Annotated in this window: 16 protein-coding genes and 1 riboswitch; of the genes, 13 read left to right on the top strand and 3 right to left on the bottom strand. The window is 70.5% G+C overall.

Going from position 1 to position 18108, the window contains the following annotated elements:
* Positions 1 to 7: 7 nt before the first annotated feature.
* From LF262_RS11840 to mnhG, 6 genes are read left to right on the top strand one after another with little or no spacing between them, the layout of a single operon-like run.
* Entirely contained in the window at positions 8 to 3076 is a 3069-nt protein-coding gene (locus LF262_RS11840) for a Na+/H+ antiporter subunit A (protein ID WP_235780592.1), read from the top strand.
* Positions 3073 to 3579, top strand: a complete 507-nt coding sequence (locus LF262_RS11835; protein WP_235780591.1) for a Na(+)/H(+) antiporter subunit C — start codon at positions 3073 to 3075, stop codon at positions 3577 to 3579. Before LF262_RS11840 ends, LF262_RS11835 begins: the two co-directional genes overlap by 4 nt.
* A complete protein-coding gene (locus tag LF262_RS11830; protein WP_235780590.1) occupies positions 3576 to 5150 on the top strand; it encodes a Na+/H+ antiporter subunit D in 1575 nt (524 codons plus the stop codon). Before LF262_RS11835 ends, LF262_RS11830 begins: the two co-directional genes overlap by 4 nt.
* On the top strand, positions 5147 to 5734 hold the full coding sequence (locus tag LF262_RS11825; protein ID WP_235780589.1) for a Na+/H+ antiporter subunit E: 588 nt from the start codon (positions 5147 to 5149) through the stop codon (positions 5732 to 5734). Before LF262_RS11830 ends, LF262_RS11825 begins: the two co-directional genes overlap by 4 nt.
* Complete coding sequence (locus LF262_RS11820; RefSeq protein ID WP_268933816.1) at positions 5731 to 6009, top strand: MrpF/PhaF family protein; 279 nt, start codon at positions 5731 to 5733, stop codon at positions 6007 to 6009. The genes LF262_RS11825 and LF262_RS11820 overlap by 4 nt, the downstream gene beginning before the upstream one ends.
* Complete coding sequence (gene mnhG / locus LF262_RS11815; RefSeq protein ID WP_308190530.1) at positions 6006 to 6395, top strand: monovalent cation/H(+) antiporter subunit G; 390 nt, start codon at positions 6006 to 6008, stop codon at positions 6393 to 6395. The genes LF262_RS11820 and mnhG overlap by 4 nt, the downstream gene beginning before the upstream one ends.
* Before the next feature lie 134 nt (positions 6396 to 6529).
* On the opposite strand, the gene LF262_RS11810 is transcribed toward mnhG, so the two are convergent.
* On the bottom strand, positions 6530 to 6790 hold the full coding sequence (locus LF262_RS11810) for a DUF4235 domain-containing protein (RefSeq protein WP_235780588.1): 261 nt from the start codon (positions 6788 to 6790) through the stop codon (positions 6530 to 6532).
* A 92-nt stretch (positions 6791 to 6882) separates the two neighbouring features.
* Positions 6883 to 7022: riboswitch (TPP riboswitch) on the top strand.
* Positions 7023 to 7063: 41 nt separating this feature from the next.
* Here LF262_RS11810 and LF262_RS11805 point away from each other — a divergent pair.
* From LF262_RS11805 to LF262_RS11780, 6 genes are all read left to right on the top strand, one after another.
* A complete protein-coding gene (locus LF262_RS11805) occupies positions 7064 to 7663 on the top strand; it encodes an ECF transporter S component (protein WP_235780587.1) in 600 nt (199 codons plus the stop codon).
* A gap of 10 nt (positions 7664 to 7673) precedes the next feature.
* Positions 7674 to 9218, top strand: coding sequence for an ABC transporter ATP-binding protein (locus tag LF262_RS11800; RefSeq protein WP_235780631.1), 1545 nt, complete (start codon positions 7674 to 7676; stop codon positions 9216 to 9218).
* Complete coding sequence (locus LF262_RS11795; protein ID WP_235780586.1) at positions 9215 to 10045, top strand: energy-coupling factor transporter transmembrane component T family protein; 831 nt, start codon at positions 9215 to 9217, stop codon at positions 10043 to 10045. Before LF262_RS11800 ends, LF262_RS11795 begins: the two co-directional genes overlap by 4 nt.
* 287 nt (positions 10046 to 10332) lie before the next feature.
* Positions 10333 to 10716, top strand: coding sequence for a VOC family protein (locus tag LF262_RS11790; protein ID WP_235780585.1), 384 nt, complete (start codon positions 10333 to 10335; stop codon positions 10714 to 10716).
* Positions 10717 to 10828: 112 nt separating this feature from the next.
* Positions 10829 to 12370 (top strand): UDP-N-acetylglucosamine 1-carboxyvinyltransferase, encoded by a 1542-nt coding sequence (locus tag LF262_RS11785; RefSeq protein WP_235780584.1) that lies wholly within the window; start codon positions 10829 to 10831, stop codon positions 12368 to 12370.
* Between the two features lie 189 nt (positions 12371 to 12559).
* Positions 12560 to 13627 carry an NADPH:quinone reductase gene (locus LF262_RS11780; protein WP_235780583.1) on the top strand — a complete coding sequence of 356 codons (1068 nt, stop codon included), beginning with the start codon at positions 12560 to 12562 and terminating at the stop codon, positions 13625 to 13627.
* Positions 13628 to 13767: 140 nt separating this feature from the next.
* Here LF262_RS11780 and LF262_RS11775 read toward each other — a convergent pair whose 3' ends face one another.
* Together LF262_RS11775 and LF262_RS11770 are read right to left on the bottom strand one after the other, a co-directional pair.
* Positions 13768 to 14265: a glutathione peroxidase gene (locus tag LF262_RS11775; protein WP_235780582.1), complete on the bottom strand. Its 498-nt coding sequence runs from the start codon at positions 14263 to 14265 to the stop codon at positions 13768 to 13770.
* Between the two features lie 173 nt (positions 14266 to 14438).
* The gene (locus tag LF262_RS11770; protein WP_235780581.1) at positions 14439 to 15665 is read right to left on the bottom strand and encodes an FAD-dependent oxidoreductase; all 1227 of its coding nucleotides are present in this window, start codon (positions 15663 to 15665) and stop codon (positions 14439 to 14441) included.
* A gap of 150 nt (positions 15666 to 15815) precedes the next feature.
* Between LF262_RS11770 and LF262_RS11765 the strand changes: the two genes are divergently transcribed.
* On the top strand, positions 15816 to 18038 hold the full coding sequence (locus tag LF262_RS11765) for an ATP-binding protein (protein WP_235780580.1): 2223 nt from the start codon (positions 15816 to 15818) through the stop codon (positions 18036 to 18038).
* Positions 18039 to 18108: the final 70 nt, after the last annotated feature.

The raw sequence follows: 18108 nt of genomic DNA, 5'->3' as shown, positions 1-18108 counted from the left end.
GTCCTTTGTGCTGCCAGTACTCGCCCTGCATTTCGTGGTGGCGGCTGGCTCGCCGTGGATCTTCCGACGGGTGGGGCGAGGGGCGTTCTTTCTCCTCGCCGCGGTCCCGGCCGCCTCGCTCGTGTGGCTCGCCTTCCAGCACACTGCGGCGTACGACGCCGGCCCGGCGGCCTCGGGCGCGGCAGGCGCCGGGGGAGTGCCGCAGGCGGCGCGCGGCATCATGGAGTCCTGGGACTTCATCCCGACCCTGGATGTGCAGATCGCATTCCGGCTCGACCCGCTCGCCTGGGTGCTCTGCCTGCTGGTCCTGGGCGTGGGAGCGCTTGTCCTGCTCTACTGCGCCCGCTATTTCAATCGGGACGACGAGGGCCTGGGCGGGTTCGGCGGACAGATGCTCGCGTTCGCCGGCGCCATGTTCGGCCTCGTCACCGCTGACGACCTGATCGCCCTGTTCATCTTCTGGGAACTCACCTCCGTCCTGTCGTACCTGCTCATCGGGTACGCCAATGTCCGCCTCTCCGCGCGGCGCTCGGCAATTCAGGCCCTCATCGTCACGACGGCGGGGGGCCTCGCGATGCTGGTTGGGCTGATCCTCCTCGGCGAATTGGCAGGAACGTACCGCGTCTCCGCGGTGCTCGAGAAGGCGCCCGCACTCGTCGCGGACCCCGCCACGGCAGGCCCGGTCGCGGTTGGCGCGGTGCTCGTGCTCGTGGGCGCGCTGAGCAAGTCCGCCCTCGTGCCGTTCCACTTCTGGCTCCCGGCCGCGATGGCAGCGCCGACTCCGGTCTCCGCGTACCTGCATGCGGCCGCGATGGTCAAGGCCGGTGTGTACCTCGTGGCGCGGCTTGCCCCCGGCTTCGCGGGGACCGCCTACTGGCAGCCCGTGGTCCTTGGCGTCGGGCTCGCAACGATGCTGGTGGGTGGGTACCGGTCGCTGCGGCAGACGGACATCAAGCTCATCCTCGCGTTCGGCACCGTCAGCCAGCTCGGGTTCCTGATCGCCGTCGTGGGCCTCGGCACACCCGCCGCGGCACTGGCCGGCCTCGCGATGGTCGTGGCCCATGCCCTGTTCAAGGCCGCGCTGTTCCTGGTGGTCGGGATCATCGACCACCAGACGGGCACTCGCGATCTCCGTCGCCTTTCCGGCGTCTACCGCCACTCCCGGGTGCTTGCCATCACCGGTGCGCTCGCCGCGGCATCCATGGCGGGCCTGCCCCTGTTCGGCGGCTTCGTGGCGAAGGAAGCGGTCTTCGACGCGTTCGCGCACGCTCCGCTCGGGGACGTGTGGGGCGGCGTCGTGCTGGTGGGGTTTGCCGTCGGCTCTGCCGTCACCGTCGCGTACAGTACACGGTTCGTGTGGGGCGGGTTTGCCCGCAAGCGCGGCGTACCCGACACCCCGTTCACGCCCATCACCCCGCTCTTCGTCGCGGCCCCGGCCGTCCTCGCGCTCGCGGGCCTCGTCTACGGCCTCTGGCCCGCGCCGGTAGACGCCTGGGCGGCCCCCTACGCGGCGGAAGTCGCGGCGGGCGCGGCCGCGGCGACGCACGACGCCGCAGGGTCGGCTGCCGCTGGCCAGGCTGTGGTCCTGCACCTGGCGGCATGGCACGGGCTCGGCCTCCCGCTCGCGCTCTCGGCGGCCGGATGGGCTCTCGGCGCGATCCTCTTCTGGGCGCGGGATGCGGTGGGCCGCGCCCAGGACCGCCTCCGTGCGCCCGTCGACGCCGAGCGAGGCTACCGCGCCATCGTCGGCGCTGTGGACGATGCGGCCATCTGGGTCACCGGCCGCACCCAGCGCGGTTCACTGTTCTTCTACCTCGCGGTGATCCTCGGGGTCGCGGCACTGGTGCCGATCTCAGCGCTCATCCTCGGCGGGGTCGCGCTCCCAGCGCCCGAGCGGCTCAGGGTCGTGGACCCGGGTTCCCCGCTCACGCCCGTGATCGGCCTCGCCATCGCTGCGGGTGCCATTGCGGCGCTCAGGGCGAACAAGCGTTTTCTCGCCGTGCTCATGGTCTCCATCACCGGCTACGGGATCGCCCTCATCTTCGCGCTGCAGGGTGCGCCGGACCTTGCCGTGACCCAGATGCTCGTCGAGACGATCGTGCTCGTCGCGTTCGTCCTCGGCATGCGCAGCCTCCCGCCGCAGCTGCGGGACCGCACGGGCGGGAAGTACCGCGCCGTCCGGATCGCCGTCGCCGTGGTCTTCGGCGCCGTCATGGTGATCGTGGGCCTCGTCGCCATGGACGCGCGCATTGCCGAGCCCGTGTCGCTCCACTTCCCCGACCTCGCGTACACGGGCGGGGGCGGGCTCAACATCGTCAACGTCACCCTCGTGGACATCAGGGCCTGGGACACCTTCGGGGAGATCTCCGTGCTCGCGCTCGCGGCAACGGGAGTAGCAAGCCTGATCTTCATCAGGCACAGCGGACGCGGGCTCGGCGCCACGGCGGACGTTGCGACCGGGAGCGTCGGCCGGACGCGCGGCGTGGCGGCCGAGTCCCGGGGGGCGGCCGAGCTCGCCGTCGCCCGCAGGTTCGCGACCATCGCGCGCGATGCATGGCTCGTGGCTGGGCGTACCCTGGCGCCCGAGCGGCGCTCGATCATCTTCGAGGTCATCACGCGCCTCACCTTCCACTCGATGGTCGTGTTCTCGGTCTACCTCCTGCTCGCGGGGCACAACTTCCCGGGCGGCGGCTTCGCGGGCGGCCTCCTGGCCGGGCTCGCGCTCACCGTCCGCTACCTCGCCGGCGGCCGCTTCGAGCTGCACGAGGCGGCCTCCGTGAGCCCCGGTGTGCTCCTCGGCGCGGGCCTCGGCACGGCGGCGCTCGCGGGTGTGATCCCGCTCTCCCTCGGAGGCCAGGTGTTCCAGAGCGCGATCCTCGAGCTCTGGCTCCCGGTGTTCGGCGCCGTCAAGTTCGTGACCTCGACCATCTTCGACATCGGTGTGTACCTCGTGGTCGTCGGGCTCGTCGTCGACGTCCTGCGCAGCCTCGGGTCCCGCATCGACGAGCACCTCGAGTCCGCCGAGCATGCGGCCCACCACGGCGCGCGCATCGAACACGAAGGAGCAGAGCAGTGACCGTGAACCTCACCCTGGCGATCATCGCGGGGCTGCTCTTCGCCACCGGCATCTACCTGCTCCTCGAGCGCTCCCTCACGCGCGTGCTGCTGGGCCTCATGCTCCTGACCAATGGCGCCAATGTCCTGCTCCTGGCCACGGGCGGCGCGGCAGGGCCCGCCCCGCTCATCGTCAAGGGCACGGACCCCTCCGCGTACAACGATCCCCTTCCGCAGGCCCTCATCCTGACCTCGATCGTGATCTCGTTCGCGGTGACAGCGTTCATGCTCGCCCTCATCTACCGGACATGGCAGCTCGGAAGGATCGACGTGGTCGCGGACGACATCGAGGACCGCCGGGTCGCCGCCCAGGCCAGCTGGGACGCGGAGGACGACGCCGATGTCCCGGCGGACCTGTCCGAGTTCCCCAGCCCCGAGGCGGCGGCGGCAGCAGACCACGCGGCCCTGTCCACCCCCAGTCCGAGAGCCCACGCGTCCCAGCGGAAGGAGGCCGCGCGAGAGTGAACATCGCCAGCCTGGCGCCGCTCGCCGTCGCCCTTCCCATCTTCGGTGCCGCCCTCGCGTTCCTGCTGCTGCGCCAAGAGCACGCCCAGCGGACCGTCACGATCTCAGTCCTGACCCTGACCCTCGGCCTCGAGTGCCTCCTCCTCGTCTCCGTGTGGGACGGCGGCACAACGGCCGTGACCCTGGGCGGATGGGCGCCGCCGTACGGGATCACGATGGTCGTGGACCAGTTCTCCTCGCTCATGCTCGTCATCTCGACGACCGTGAGCCTCGCCGTCCTCGTCTACGCGACGGGCCAGGGCATGGCCGACGGCGACAAGGACGGCCCCGTCTCCGTGTTCCACCCCAGCTACATGATCCTCGTCGCCGGCGTCTCCAACGCGTTCCTCGCCGGGGACCTCTTCAACCTGTACGTCGGGTTCGAGATCCTCCTCACCGCGAGCTACGTGCTCATGACCCTCGGCGGGACCGGGCCGCGCATCCGTGCGGGGGTGACGTACGTCGTCGTGAGCGTGGTCTCGTCGCTGCTCTTCCTCGTCGCGATCGCCATGGTCTACGCGGCCACCGGCACGGTCAACATGGCGGACCTCGCCGTCAAGCTCGGCCAGCTCGACCCCGGCCTGCAGACGGTCCTGCACTCGATGCTCCTGGTCGGCTTCGGGATCAAGGCGGCCGTCTTCCCCCTGTCCTTCTGGCTCCCCGACTCCTACCCGACCGCGCCAGCGCCGGTCACCGCCGTGTTCGCCGGCCTGCTCACCAAGGTCGGCGTGTACGCAATCATCCGCACGGAGACGCTCCTCTTCCCCGGGGACGCCCTCAACGTCCCACTCCTGGTCGTGGCGCTGGCCACCATGGTGGTCGGCATCCTCGGCGCCCTTGCGCAGACGGACATCAAGAGGCTCCTGTCCTTCACCCTGGTGAGCCACATCGGCTACATGGTGTTCGGCACCGCCCTGAGCTCTGTTCTAGGCCTGGCCGCCGCGGTGTACTACGTGGTTCACCACATCACGGTCCAGACCTCGCTGTTCCTCGTCGCGGGGCTCATCGAGCGGCGCGGCGGATCGTCCTCCATCGATCGGCTTGGCGGCCTCGCCAAGCTCTCGCCCCTGCTCGCCCTCCTGTACTTCCTGCCCGCCATGAACCTCTCCGGCATCCCGCCGCTGTCCGGATTCCTCGGCAAGCTCGGCCTCCTCCAGGCCGGCGTGCGGCTCGGGACGCCGCTCGCGCTCGTGCTCGTCGCGGCAGGCGTCGTCGTGAGCCTCTTGACACTGCTCGCGATGGCCCGTGTGTGGAGCAGAGTGTTCTGGCGCCGGCCCCAGGACGCCGAGGCGCCCGCGCCGGCGCTCTTGGCTCCCCCCGCGGCCACCGCCCTGCCCAAGTCGATGGTCGGCGCGACGGCGGGGCTCGTGGCGGTGGGCCTGGCGCTCACAGTGTTCGCCGGGCCGCTGTTCCGCCTCAGCGAACAGGCCGCCCAGGAGATGCTCGACCGGGCCGGATACATCTCCGCAGTCCTCGGCACCGAGGCGGCCCACGCCGCCCGGGCGCCCGCCCTACCGGGAGGCCACCGATGATGCGCCCCAAGGCTTCCCTGCGGGTCGAGCTGCCGCTGCTCGTGTGGCTCGTCGTGGTGTGGGGCGCGCTGTGGCAGGACCTCTCGGCTGGGAACCTGCTGTTCGGCGCCATCTTTGCGCTCGTGGTCACGCGGCTGTTCTACCTGCCGCCCGTTGAGCTGAGCGGCCGGTTCAACGTGCTGCATGCTGTGCGCTACGCGTTCGTGTTCGTCTGGCACGTGATCGTGGCCAGTATGCAGCTCATCTGGCTCGCCGCCGTGAAGGGCCCGCACATCCGCAGCGCCGTCGTGGCCGTGCCCCTGCGCAGCCATGCGGACCTCATGGTGACCGCCACGGGCCACGTGATCTCACTCGTGCCCGGCTCCCTGGTCGTGGACGTCGACCGGGCCAACGCCACCCTCTATGTCCACTACATCAATGTCAATGACGCGGCTGATGCTGAGCGCGTGCGGCGAGAGGTGCTCGCGGCCGAGGCCGAGCTCATCCGAATCATGGGCACCAAGGAGGAACTCGAGCTGGTGAACGAAGAACAGCACCTCGAGCGGATGCTGTCCGCGGAGCCGGGCGAGGGAGGGCGGCGATGACTGGCGCAGTGATGGGCTGGGTCCTGGTGATCTGCGGTGTCCTGCTCTCCCTCTCAGCCTTCGGGGCGATCATCCGGATGATCCAGGGCCCCGCCCTCCTTGACCGAGTCCTCGCGGCGGACGTCCTCCTGGCCGTTGTGGCCGCCGGCCTCAGCGTCGACATGGCCGCAAACCGGCACACCAACCACCTCGCGCTCGTCGTGGCGATCACGCTCATCGGCTTCATCGGCTCGGTGACTGTGGCGCGGTTCGTGCATGAGAGGAGGCGCCCGTGAGCGCCGAGGCGCTGGACGCCGTCCTCACGTGGACAGTCGGAGTGCTCATGGTGGCCGGATCGGCCATGTCCCTCGGGGCTGCGATCGGCCTGCTGCGCTTCCCGGACCTCATCACGCGCATGCACGCCGCTACGAAGCCGCAGGTGCTCGGATCCCTCCTCCTGCTCACGGCTGTGGGGCTGCAGTTGCGGGCGTGGTCGCTCGTGCCTGCGCTGATGGTCGCGTGGATCTTCCAGCTGCTAACCGTGCCGGTGTCCGCGCACATGGTCGGCCGGGCAGGCTACCGGACCAAGCACTACGACCGCTCGCGACTTTCAGTGGACGAGCTCGAGGAGGTTGTGGCCCGCGTCGAACGCGGCCCTGGATCCGAGGACGGCGCTCCCTGACCATCTGGCGGCCGCCGCAACCCGACCGCCCGTTGAGCAGGCGTGCGACGCGACACGCCGCCGTTCCGGTCGACGCGCCGGTATCGCGCGCGCAAAGCCGGTCGGAATCCACCGGAGGTGACCCCCAGACGGAATCAGGTGAGCTCGGGGGTCTTCTTGAAGTTCGCGATAGCGCGCTGCGTGTAGCGCTGCGTGAGCGTCTGGATCACGGCGCCGACACCGGCCGAGACGAGTGCGAACACGAGCGTGTCCCGCAGGCTCTCCTCGAGGTTGGTCGCGTCCTTGGGGGGCGTGTTGCCGGTGCTCTTCTCCCACACGAAGTCCACGAGCTTGGTCGCCACGATGCCGGCGCCGATGCTGATGGCAGTGCCAAGGAGCTTGATGAGGATGCTCATGCTGGCCAGCCTAACGCGAGCACGCACCGATTGGCGCCGCACATCCCGCCGCGCCCGGATACTCGGGGGCTGACACCGCGTAGACTGGGGGACACAAACGACAGGGGAGCGTCGCCCCCACACCGGCAAGCGTGCCGGGCCGCGGGAGCATGGGCGCTGAGAGTGCGGTATACCGCAGACCCTCGAACCTGCTCCGGCTAGTACCGGCGAAGGGAGTCGAGATTCTCAAGGCAGCGTCGACTGCCCTCCCCTCCTGAATACAGGAGGACATCAATGTCTGGAACCATGCGCAAGGCGCCGGGACGGAAGAGCTGGCGCGTCGTCGACATCGTGGTGGCCGCCGTCGTCTCGGTGGCGTGCGGCGTCATCTTCTGGCTCTGGGACCAGGGCTACGTGGGCGTGCAGGCGGCCACGGCAGCGTTTGCCCCTCTCGGGGGCCTGTATGCCGGCGGCTGGGTGATTGCCGGCGTGCTCGGAGGCCTGATCATCCGCAAGCCCGGCGCAGCGCTGTTCTGCGAGATCCTCGCTGCGGTGGTCGAGGCGCTCCTCGGCTCGCAGTTCGGCCTCGCGGTGCTGCTCTCGGGCCTCGTCCAGGGTGTTGGCGCGGAGATCGGGTTCGCGGTCTTCCGCTACCGCCGCTGGAACCTCGGCGTCGCGCTGCTCGCCGGCGCGCTCTCGGGCCTGGCCCTGGGCGTCTCCGAGGTGATCATCTACTTCCCCGAGTGGGAGTTCGGTTGGCAGGCGGTGTACGTGGTCCTAGCCGTCATCTCCGGCGCGGTGATCGCCGGTCTGCTGAGCTGGCTCGCCGTCAGGGGCCTCGCGAAGACGGGCGCACTCTCCGCGTTCGCTGCCGGGCGCGCCGCGGACGTCTGACGTGTCTGCAATGGGGCCTGGCACCGGCCCTGCCGGTGTGAGGGCCCGCGGCTGGGGGTGGCGGCACGCGGGCCGCAAGGCCTTCGCCGTCCACGGCCTGGACCTGGACATCGCCCCGGGTGAGCGCGTCCTGCTCCTCGGCGCGTCCGGCGCCGGCAAGTCCACGCTCCTCCACGCGCTCGCGGGGGTGCTGGGCGCGGCGGAGGAGGGGGAGGAGCACGGCGAGCTCACGGTCGACGGCGTTCCCGCGCCCGAGGCCCGCGGCCGCGCCGGCCTCGTCCTGCAGGATCCGGACGGGCAGATCGCGATGGCGCGTGTGGGCGACGAGGTCGCGTTCGGCTGCGAGAACCTCGCCGTGCCCCGCGAGGAGATCTGGCCTCGCGTGCACCGCGCCCTCGACGACGTTGGCCTCGCGGTCCCCCTCGGCCACCCGACCTCGAACCTCTCCGGCGGCCAGAAGCAGCGCCTGGCCCTCGCGGGCGTGCTCGCCATGGAGCCCGGCCTCGTTCTCCTGGACGAGCCGACTGCCAACCTCGACCCGTCCGGCGTCACCGAGGTCCGCCGGGCCGTGCGCCGCAGCCTCGACCGCACCGGAGCCACGCTCGTGGTCGTCGAGCACCGGGTGTCGGTGTGGGCGGAGCTCGTGGACCGGGTCGTGGTGCTCGACCCGTCACGCGGACCGGCATCCGGGGGGCTCGCCGCCGACGGCTCACCCGGCGCCGTGCTCGCCGATCCGGACGCACGACGCCGCCTCGCGGCCTCCGGCGTCTGGGTCCCGGGATGGCACCCGCTCACCGGGGAGGCCGCGGCGGTCACCCTTCGAGACGAACGGGACCGGCCCGGTGCCGGGGACGGTGCCGACGCTGGACTGCTCGCCGCGGGAGGGCTCGCCGTCGGCCGTACCCGGAAACACGCCGTGGTGACAGGGATTGACCTCACGCTGCGTGCGGGCCGTTCGGTGAGCGTCACCGGGCCGAACGGCGCGGGGAAGTCCACGCTCGCGCTGACGCTGGCCGGGCTCCTGCCCACTGTGGGCGGCCGGCTGGAGGCGCTGCCTCCGCTCGCGGTCGGAGCCGGCCCGAGCCCTCACCGGTGGCGATCGAGCGAGCTTGTCACCCGGATCGGGAGCGTGTTCCAGGAGCCCGAGCACCAGTTCCTCACGCCGCGCGTGATCGACGAGCTCGAATTCGGGCCGCGTCGGGTGGCCGGCCTCGGGGAGCGCGAGGTGCGTGCCGCCGTCGACCCGCTCCTCGAGCGCCTGCGCCTGTCCGCACTCGCGGGTGCGAACCCTTTCACCCTCTCCGGTGGGGAGAAGCGGCGGCTCTCGGTGGCCACCATGCTTGCCACGAGCCCCCGGATCCTCATGCTCGACGAGCCGACGTTCGGCCAGGACATGCTCACGTGGGCGGAGCTCGTGCGGCTGCTCGCGGAGCTCCTCGGGCAGGGCACCTCCCTGCTCGCCGTCACCCATGACGAGGACTTCACCGCTGCCCTCTCCGACTCCGTGTACCGGGTGGACGGCGGCCGCGGGGCGCCCGTGGGGGCCGCTGCATGAGCGCCTCGAGTGCCGACCTCGGTATCCTCACGCCGGACGTCGCCAATTCGCCGCTGGCCCGCGCCAACCCTGTCGCCAAGCTCGCTGCGGGGCTGTGCATCACGGTCGCACTGCTGTTCAGCGTTGACTGGGTCTCGGCGTCCGTGGCGCTCGCGTGCGAGCTCGCGCTTGTGCCCATGCTGGGCGTGCGGCCCGGGACACTGCTCAGACGAACGTGGCCGTTGGTCGTCGCGGCCGCGCTCGCCGCGTATTCGACCGCGCTGCTCGGGGCCAAGACCGGGCAGGTGTGGCTGCAGCTCGGGCCCGTGACGATGACCGAGCACTCGGTGCTGGCCGGTGCGGCGATCGGCCTGCGCGGCCTTGCGATCGCGGTCCCGGGCGTGTTCCTCCTGTTCTCCACCGACCCGACGGACCTCGCCGACGGGCTTGCGCAGAAGCTGCGCCTGCCCAGCCGGTTCGTGCTCGGCGCGCTCGCCGGGATGCGGCTCGTCGGGCTCCTCGTGGACGAGTGGCGCACCCTCGGGCTCGCCCGGCGTGCCCGCGGAGTGGGGACCGGGCACAGCCCCGTCGCCCGGTTCCGGGCGTTCCTGGGGCAGGCCTTCGCGCTGCTCGTGCAGGCGATACGCCGCGCCACCCGGCTCGCCGTCGCGATGGAGGCCCGCGGATTCGGGGGGACGGTGGACGGGAAGCCCGCGCCGCGCACCTGGGCCCGGGAGTCCAGCTTCTCGCGGCTCGACGCCTGGGTTGTCGCAGTCGGTGTGGGCATCGCCGCGCTCGCGGTCGGTGCGGCCGTTCTGGCGGGGACGTGGAACGTGGTCTGGGGGTAGCGCGCGGTGTGGCCCGCGGGGTTCGGCTAAATTCTTTGGGGGGCGGATCCTGTGTGCGGGACTCCCCAGGTCTTGTGCGGAACTCCCCAGTTTTCAGTTGACCTCGGGGGCGACATTCCGACGGGTGGCCCGACTCGCCGCGCATTGAAGGTTGAAGCTGGGGAGGAGGGCACGCGCACCCGCCGGGCGCACGACGGCGACCACTCGCCGTCGTGCGCTCTGGTGCCCCGGCCGCGGCGGTGGGATCGTTGCTGCGGGAGGAACCGACCAACCGCAAGGAGCCCACGATGTTCCAGCCCACAGACTCGTTCTCCAGCTTCAGCGTCGACGACGTCGAGAAGGCCCGCGCGTTCTACAGCGGGACGCTCGGCTTCCAGGTCGCCGACCAGATGGGCGGCCTGCTCATCACGGTCCCCGGCGGACAGGTCGTCTACGCGTACCCGAAGCCAAACCACGAGCCTGCGACCTTCACAGTGCTGAACTTCCGCGTCGCCGACCTCGACGCGGGGATCGCCCAGATCGAAGGCCTCGGGATCAGTCTCGAGAAGTACCCCAGCACCCCCGACATGCCGCTGGACGAGAAGGGCGTGCTGCGCGACCCGGAGACCGGGAACGGCATCGCCTGGTTCAAGGACCCGGCCGGGAACGTCCTCGCGATCATGGCAGGGTAGCGCACCCGGTTTATCTCACCAAAACCGGTTACTTGTTGGTCTAGACCGCTTTTTGGGCCATGTAAGCGCTTGATTTGAGGTTGCATATAGCACCTGTGATATTTTTGGACCCATGGCACAACAGACTGCTGAGACCGTTGGCGTCCTCCTGCGTGAGGTCCGCTCCCACAGGGGCTGGACTCAGGGACAGCTCGCCTCCGAACTGGGGACCAGCCAGAGCGCGGTCGCGCGCATGGAGCAGGGCAAGCAGAACCTAAGCCTGAGGATGATCCAGCGGATCGAGGACATCCTCGGCCAGCGGATCGTCAACGTCGGGCCGCCCAAGATGACCCATCTGCGGGTCGAGGGCGGCCACCGCCTCTCCGGTGCGGTGGACGTCAACACGTCCAAGAACGCCGGCGTCGCGCTCCTGTGCGCGTCCCTCATCAACCGCGGCACCACTACCCTGCGCCGCCTCGCCCGCATCGAGGAGGTCAACCGGATCGTCGAGGTCCTGACCTCGATCGGTGTCGAGTGCAGGTGGCTCCCGACCGACGACGGCGAGCAGCCCCGAGACCTGCAGGTCCGCCGCCCCGCCGTCCTGAACCTCGAGGGCATGGATGTGGAGGCGGCCCGCCGCACCCGCAGCGTGATCATGCTCCTCGGCCCGCTCCTCGATGAGCGAAGCGAGTACAAGCTTCCCTATGCCGGCGGCTGCGACCTCGGCACACGCACGGTCGAGCCCCACATGCAGGCCCTGCGCCAGTTCGGCCTTGACGTCGAGGCGAGCGCCGGTTTCTACACCGTTCGCGCCCCCGAGGCCGACTCCGCCGACCGTACCTTCGTCCTGACCGAGCGCGGCGACACGGTCACGGAGAACGCGATCATGGCCGCGGTGCACCGTGAGGGCCTGACGGTGATTCGCAACGCGAGCCCGAACTACATGGTCCAGGACCTCTGCTTCTACCTGCAGGGCCTCGGAGTGGAGATCGAGGGGATCAGCACCACCACCCTCCGGATCCGCGGCAAGGCGCGCATCGACGTCGACATCGACTACTGGCCCTCCGAGGACCCAATCGAGGCGATGAGCCTCATCACCGCCGGGATCGTGACGAATTCCGAGGTCACCGTGCGGCGCGTGCCGATCGAGTTCATGGAGATCGAGCTCGCGACCCTCGCCACCATGGGGCAGCAGCTCGAGGTCTCGGGTGAGTACATGGCCCGCAACGGCCAGACCCGTCTCGTGGACGTCACCGTCATCCCGTCCGAGCTGCACGCCCCGACGGACAAGATCCACCCCATGCCCTTCCCCGGGCTGAACATCGACAACCTGCCGTTCTTCGCCGTCATCGCCGCGAACGCGTCCGGCCAGACCATGATCCACGACTGGGTGTACGAGAACCGTGCCATCTACCTCACCGAGCTCAACCGGCTCGGTGCGAACGTCCAGCTCCTCGACCCGCACCGAATCTATGTCAACGGGCCCACCAAGTGGCGCGCGGCAGAGGTTGGCTGCCCGCCCGCGCTGCGGCCGGCCGCCTGCATCCTCCTCGCGATGCTCGCCGCCCGCGGAACGAGCGAGCTCCGGAACATCTACGTGATCGAGCGCGGCTACCAGGACTTGGCCGAGCGGCTCAACTCGATTGGCGCCAAGATCGAGTACTTCCAGGACTGACCCGTGACCTTGAGGGGTCATGTCCCTAGGTTGAGGGGTCATGTCCCTGTGAACTGCTCCCTGGAAGTTGGACTGAAGATTTCAGTTCCGATCTCCAGGGAGCAGTTCAGACCCACTCCCTAGGGATATGACCCCTCATCGTTGGGACATGACCCCCTGACGCGGTGCTCGGTGGGGGAGGATGGGGGCATGGCTGACACTTCCAGCGCTCCGCAGATCCCCAGCGCCCCCGGACAGACCTACCGCGCGGTCCAGTATCGCGAGACCGGGCCCTCCTCGGTCCTGACCCTGCGCGAGCGTGAGCTCGCCGAACCGGGCGAGGGCCAAGTTCGCGTCCGGATCGCGGTGGCGGGCGTGAACCCCACCGATTGGAAGGCCCGCGCTGGCGGCACCTACCCCGGCGCCCTCGAGAGCTGGCACGTGCCCGGCCAGGATGCGGCGGGGACGGTCGACGCCGTCGGGCCCGGTGTCTCCGGCCTCGAACCGGGGCAGCGGGTCTGGCTCTGGGACGTCGCCTATGGCGGCACCGAGGGCACGGCCCAGGAATATGTGAACCTGCCGGCGGAACACGCCCAGGCCCTCCCGGATGCCGAGTCCTTCGACACGGGCGCGTCGCTCGGCATCCCCGCCCTTACGGCCCACCGCGCCCTCACCTCGAGCGAACAGGGCCCCGCCCGCCTGGGCCGAGGTGCGCTGGCCGGGAAGACGGTGCTCGTCACCGGCGGGGCCGGTGCCGTTGGGCATGCGGCGATCCAACTCGCCAGATGGGCCGGCGCGCAGGTCATCGCGACGGTAAGCAGCGACGAGAAGGCGGCGCTCGCGCGGGCGGCGGGGGCCGGCGTCGTCCTCAACTACCGCGAGCAGGACGTCGCAGCGGAGGTGCGCCGTGTGGCGCCGAAGGGCGCGGACGTGATTGTGGAGGTCAATGCCGCCGCGAACATCGGTGCCGATCTCAAGGCCGTGGCGCGCGGCGGGACCGTCGCGATCTATGCCGCCACCGGCGACGAGACGCTCACCCTGCCCATCCGCACCTCGATGGGCCTGAACGTCAGACTGCAGTTCATCCTCACCTACACCGTCACGGACGCGCAGAAGCACGACGCCGTAGCCGCCGTCGGCGCCGCGCTCGCCGACGGCGCGCTGCGGGTCGGAGAGGAGCACGGGCTTCCGTTGACTCGGTTCCCCCTCGCGGAGACCGCCGCTGCCCACGACGCCGTCCAGGCCGGGACGATAGGGAAGGTCCTCGTCGACGTGTGAGCCGCCAGCAGCGCCGCGTGGCAGGCGGTTGGCGCGAAGGTGTGCCTCGCGCGTCGCGCGGGGGGCCTGTCTATGCCGTCATCATGTCGGCGTGAACGGCGCCGAACCGGGGGGAGGGAACCGCGGTCGAAGAGGCCTGGTCAATTGTCCACGGCGCCGCTCGACAGCGCGCTCTCGATGAGGGCGACGATGGCTGCGTCATCCGGGAGGGTCTGCGGGCGGAAGCGGTGCACCGCGCCGCTCGGCAGCACGAGGAACTTCTCGAAGTTCCACTGGATGCGGCCGGCCCTGCCCGCGGAGTCGGGCGTCTTCGTCAGTTCGCGGTAGAGCGGGTGGGCGCCGCGGCCGTTGACCCAGACTTTGCCCATGATCGGGAACGTGACACCCCACGTCGCCGAGCAGTACTGCCCGATCTTCTCAGCGTCGCGGTACTCCTGGAGGAACTGGTTGCTCGGGAACCCGAGCACCGTGAAGCCGCGCTCGCCGTACGCCTTCTGGAGTTCCTCGAGCGCCTTGTACTGCGGCGCGAGGCCGCACCTGCTGGCCACGTTGACCACGAGCCGGACCTTGCCCGCCCACTCGCCGAACGTCGTCCTGCGGCCATCGAGTGCTGTGAGCTCGATGGTGTCGAGTTCCACGCGTTCCTCCCTCTCCCTATTCCCATCAACGAACATTCCGCCGCAAGGGTTCATCCCCGCGGCTGTTCGATTGTCGGGGGGCCGAAGTAGCGTAGCTCAAGGCCGAGCCCGTGAGGCGTGGCGGCGGTTCCGCGATGGTCCTGAAACCGTCGCCCTGACCTCCTGAGGGATGACTACGCGGCCGAGGCCGCATGGGGTGCGGCGTCGGCCCGGGACACATCGGGCCCGGTGTCCAGGAGGCCGGAGAACCCGAGGGCCATCTTTGACGGGACTGCCGTGCGGGAGAGGACCCGAAGTGCAAGGTTCCGGAGCGGCTGGGCAGGCGGTGGAGCGTAGAACATGCGGTTCATCCGGTTGGTCGCGGCGATGACGCCCTGGGCGGCAGCCTTCCGATGCGCGGCATAGGTGTCGAGGATGGTTTCGCTGCGGTGTGGGGAACCCCCGTCGGCCAGGGCGCTGTCCACGGCGGCAGCTGCGTAGAAGGCGTCCCGGATCCCGAGGTTCATGCCCTGGCCCGCTGCCGGGCTGTGCGCGTGTCCAGCATCGCCGGCAATCAGCACCCGTCCGGCGCGGAACGTCGAGGCGAGCCGATGGCGATACTGGAAGTGCGAGGTCCACACTACGCTGTCGATCACGAGGCGCCCCCCGATGGAGGCTGGGCGCGGACCGCGTGCGTCCAAGAAATCCTGGAGCTCGTCGTCGGATGGCGCAGTCCGTTGTGCCGGGGCGTTGACGACGAGACGCATGAGGCCTCCCGGCAGCGGTGCGAGTACGGCAAGGCCCGCGGGCCCCATGGTGGCGTTGATGTACTCGAAGTCTGCAGGACCCGACAGGATCACGTCGGCCAGAATCATGTTCTGGTCGTCGAACGCCTCTGCTCCGGTGTCCTCGTAGCTGACCCCGATCGCCTCGCGCACGGTACTGTGCATGCCGTCAGCCGCGACGAGGTAGCGGCCGCGCACCGAGGATCCGTCTTCGAGCACGGCTGCAACACCGGCGTCGTCCTCCACGACCCCCCTCGCGCGCCCGGCGACGAAACGAACGCCGCCCTCATGTGCCCGCGCGCGGAGGATGGCCTCGGTGCGTGGCTGCGGGAGGCTCGCGGTGAAGGTGAAGCGGCTCGGTAGGTGGTCATTGCTCATGCGGGCCAAGACCCTGCCGGGGCTGCGGAACTGCATACCACGGATCCGCAGGCATTCGCCCAGGATCGCGTCCGTACAGCCAAGGCGCTCAAGTACCTCAAGCGTTCCCGGGTGCACGGCGAGGGCGCGCGTGCCAGCGGTGCGGTCTTCGCCCGCATCAATGACAACCGCCGTCCTCCCTATCGTCTGCAGCGCGACGGCGGCCGCGAGCCCCGTGGGCCCGGCGCCGACGACGACGGCGTCATGACAAGCAGTCATGGTGAGTTCCTTCCCTGAGGGCAGTGCGCCCGGTTTCGTCTCTGGCCATGACGCTACGCGCGCCCTGATGCGCGTACATCGGTGGTACCACCCATGCGGTACCCATCGATCCGTGTGGACATGGTCCGGGGCGGCCCAGATACTGGCCCTATGACAACGGCAGCTGCGCCGCCGGCTCCGCGGGCGCGGGTTCCTGCCCCCGCGAGCAGCTTTGTCGGGCGGGAGGCTGAGCTGGCGGAACTCGCCGGACGCCTGGCCTCGGGGCGCCTGGTCACGCTGACCGGCCCGGGGGGTGCCGGCAAGACGCGTCTGGCGGTCGAGGCCGTCCGCCTCGATCCGCTCCTGGCCGCGGATGCCGTCTTCGTGGATCTCACGCGCGTGGGCGCTCGGGCCGCAGTCGCCTGCGCGACAGCAGAGGCCGCGGGGCTCCGTGTCCCGGAGGACGCGGCGCTCGATGCGCTCGTCTGGTCGCTTGACGGGGGTGGGCCCGCGCTGATCGTCCTCGACAATGTTGAGCATGTCCTCGACGAGACGGCGGCATTTGTCGCGCACCTGCTCGAAGAAGCGCCCACTGCGCGCGTCCTCGCGACGAGCCGGCGGCCCCTGCGCGTCTCTGGGGAAGAGGTTATGCCCGTCGGCCCGATGGACGACGAGGACGCCCAGCGGCTCTTCTGGGAGCGCGCGCGCTCCGTGCGGCCCAGCCTGCCGGACGCACCGGAGTCCCGGGCCGCCGCCCGCGACCTGTGCGCCAGGCTCGACAGGCTCCCACTCGGGCTCGAGCTCGCGGCGGCCCGCATGACCGTCCTCACCCCGGCCGAGATGCTCCCGCTCCTCGAGCGCCCCTTCCCGGTGCTCGCCTCCGGCTCTGCTGCCGTGCCCGAACGGCACCGGTCCCTGCATGCCTGCATCGCGTCGAGCGTCGACACGTTGGGGGACCGCGAACGTGCCGTGTTCGAAGCGTTCGCAGTCTTCGCGAGCCCGTTCGGTACGCAGGCAGCATCCGCGGTTGCCGGGGCCACGCTCGAGGATCTGGAGGACCTCGTCGGGCGCTCGCTGGTCCACGCGGGCGTCGACGGTTCCGGTGGGACCGTGTTCCGCCTCCTCGAAACGCTGCGGGACTACGCGCGGGAGGGCCTCGAGTCGAGTGGCCGGCTCCGTGACGCGCGACGCCGGCACCTCGACTGGCTGCTGGCCGAGTTCGGCGCCGACCAGGTCCCGACCATGCTCGAGGCCACCACGCGGGCCAGGGCCGGGGACAGGCTCCTCCCCGACCTGCGCGCGGCCCTCGACTACGCGGCAGAGGCCGATCCGGCGGCCGGGCTGCGACTTTTCTCCGCATCCCGCGACATTTGGTTCCGCAGGGCCCAGAGCGAGGGGCTCGCCCGCGTCAACGCGCTCCTGGAGCGGCACCCCGACCCGGACGAGTCGCGGGCCGGTGCGCTCGTGGCGGCTGAGGTGCTGCACAATGCGTTTCAGGAGACGGACGCTGTGGAGCTGTGCGCGGCGGAGGCACTGGCGATCTTCGCCGAAGGGTCACTGCCCACGGGCACGGCTCTGCATTTCCAGGCGGTGGGCCGGTTCCTCGCGGGTCACTTCGCCGAGGCCCAAGAGGCCGCCCGTGCCTCGTACCGGGTCTTCGTGGAGCACGGCGACGTGGCCGGCCAGAGCAGGGCCCTCGGCTCAGTGGGCACTGCGGCGGTTGCGGCAGGGGAGTACGCCGAGGCCCTTCCGGTCCTCGCACGGGCGCTCTCCCTCGCCGAGGCGGGCGGAGACGTGTGGAGCCAGGGCCAGCTCCTGACCTACACCGGGCTCGCCGAGACGAGCCTCGGACGTGTGGCAGACGGCCGCGCAAGCCTCCTGCGCGCCGTCGACCGCTTTGCGCGCATCGGGGACATCTCCCTTCAGGGGATCGCACTCGCCCGGCTCGCTGCGCTTGCGGTGCGCAAGGCGCCCGCGACGGCGGTGCGCGCTGCCGCCGCGGCTAGCCGCCGCGAGGGTGCGGGAGGAAAATACCATTCGATCACGCGCGCTGACTTCGACGAGGTCCGCACCGCCGCCGAACGTCTCCTCGGCCGTAAGGCGATGCGCGAGGCTTGGGAGGCGGGAGAGCGTCTGACGTTCGCCGAGGCCGCCGCGGCACTCAGCGCGCTCGACGGCGGCGCCTCCACCACGGGCGGCCTCTCTCCCCGCGAGCAGGAGGTCGCGGAGATGGTCCGCCGCGGTCACACCAATGCCTCCATTGCGGTCAGGCTCGGTCTCTCCGAGCGCACGGTCGAGCACCATGTGGCACATATCCTGGCCAAGCTCGGGCTGCGGAACCGCGCGTCCCTCGCCGGGTGGGTGGCGCGGCGCGGTCAGGACGCCGATGGTTGAGCACGCCGGGCTGCCGCCCGGTGGTGGAGGACAAGGGCAACAAGCCCGACGGCCGTAACCGCTCCGAGGC

Source organism: Sinomonas notoginsengisoli, assembly GCF_021554725.1.
GTDB lineage: Bacteria > Actinomycetota > Actinomycetes > Actinomycetales > Micrococcaceae > Sinomonas > Sinomonas notoginsengisoli.
The sequence above is the reverse complement of the archived record's forward strand: the minus strand, read 5'-3'. Positions and strand labels throughout refer to the sequence as shown.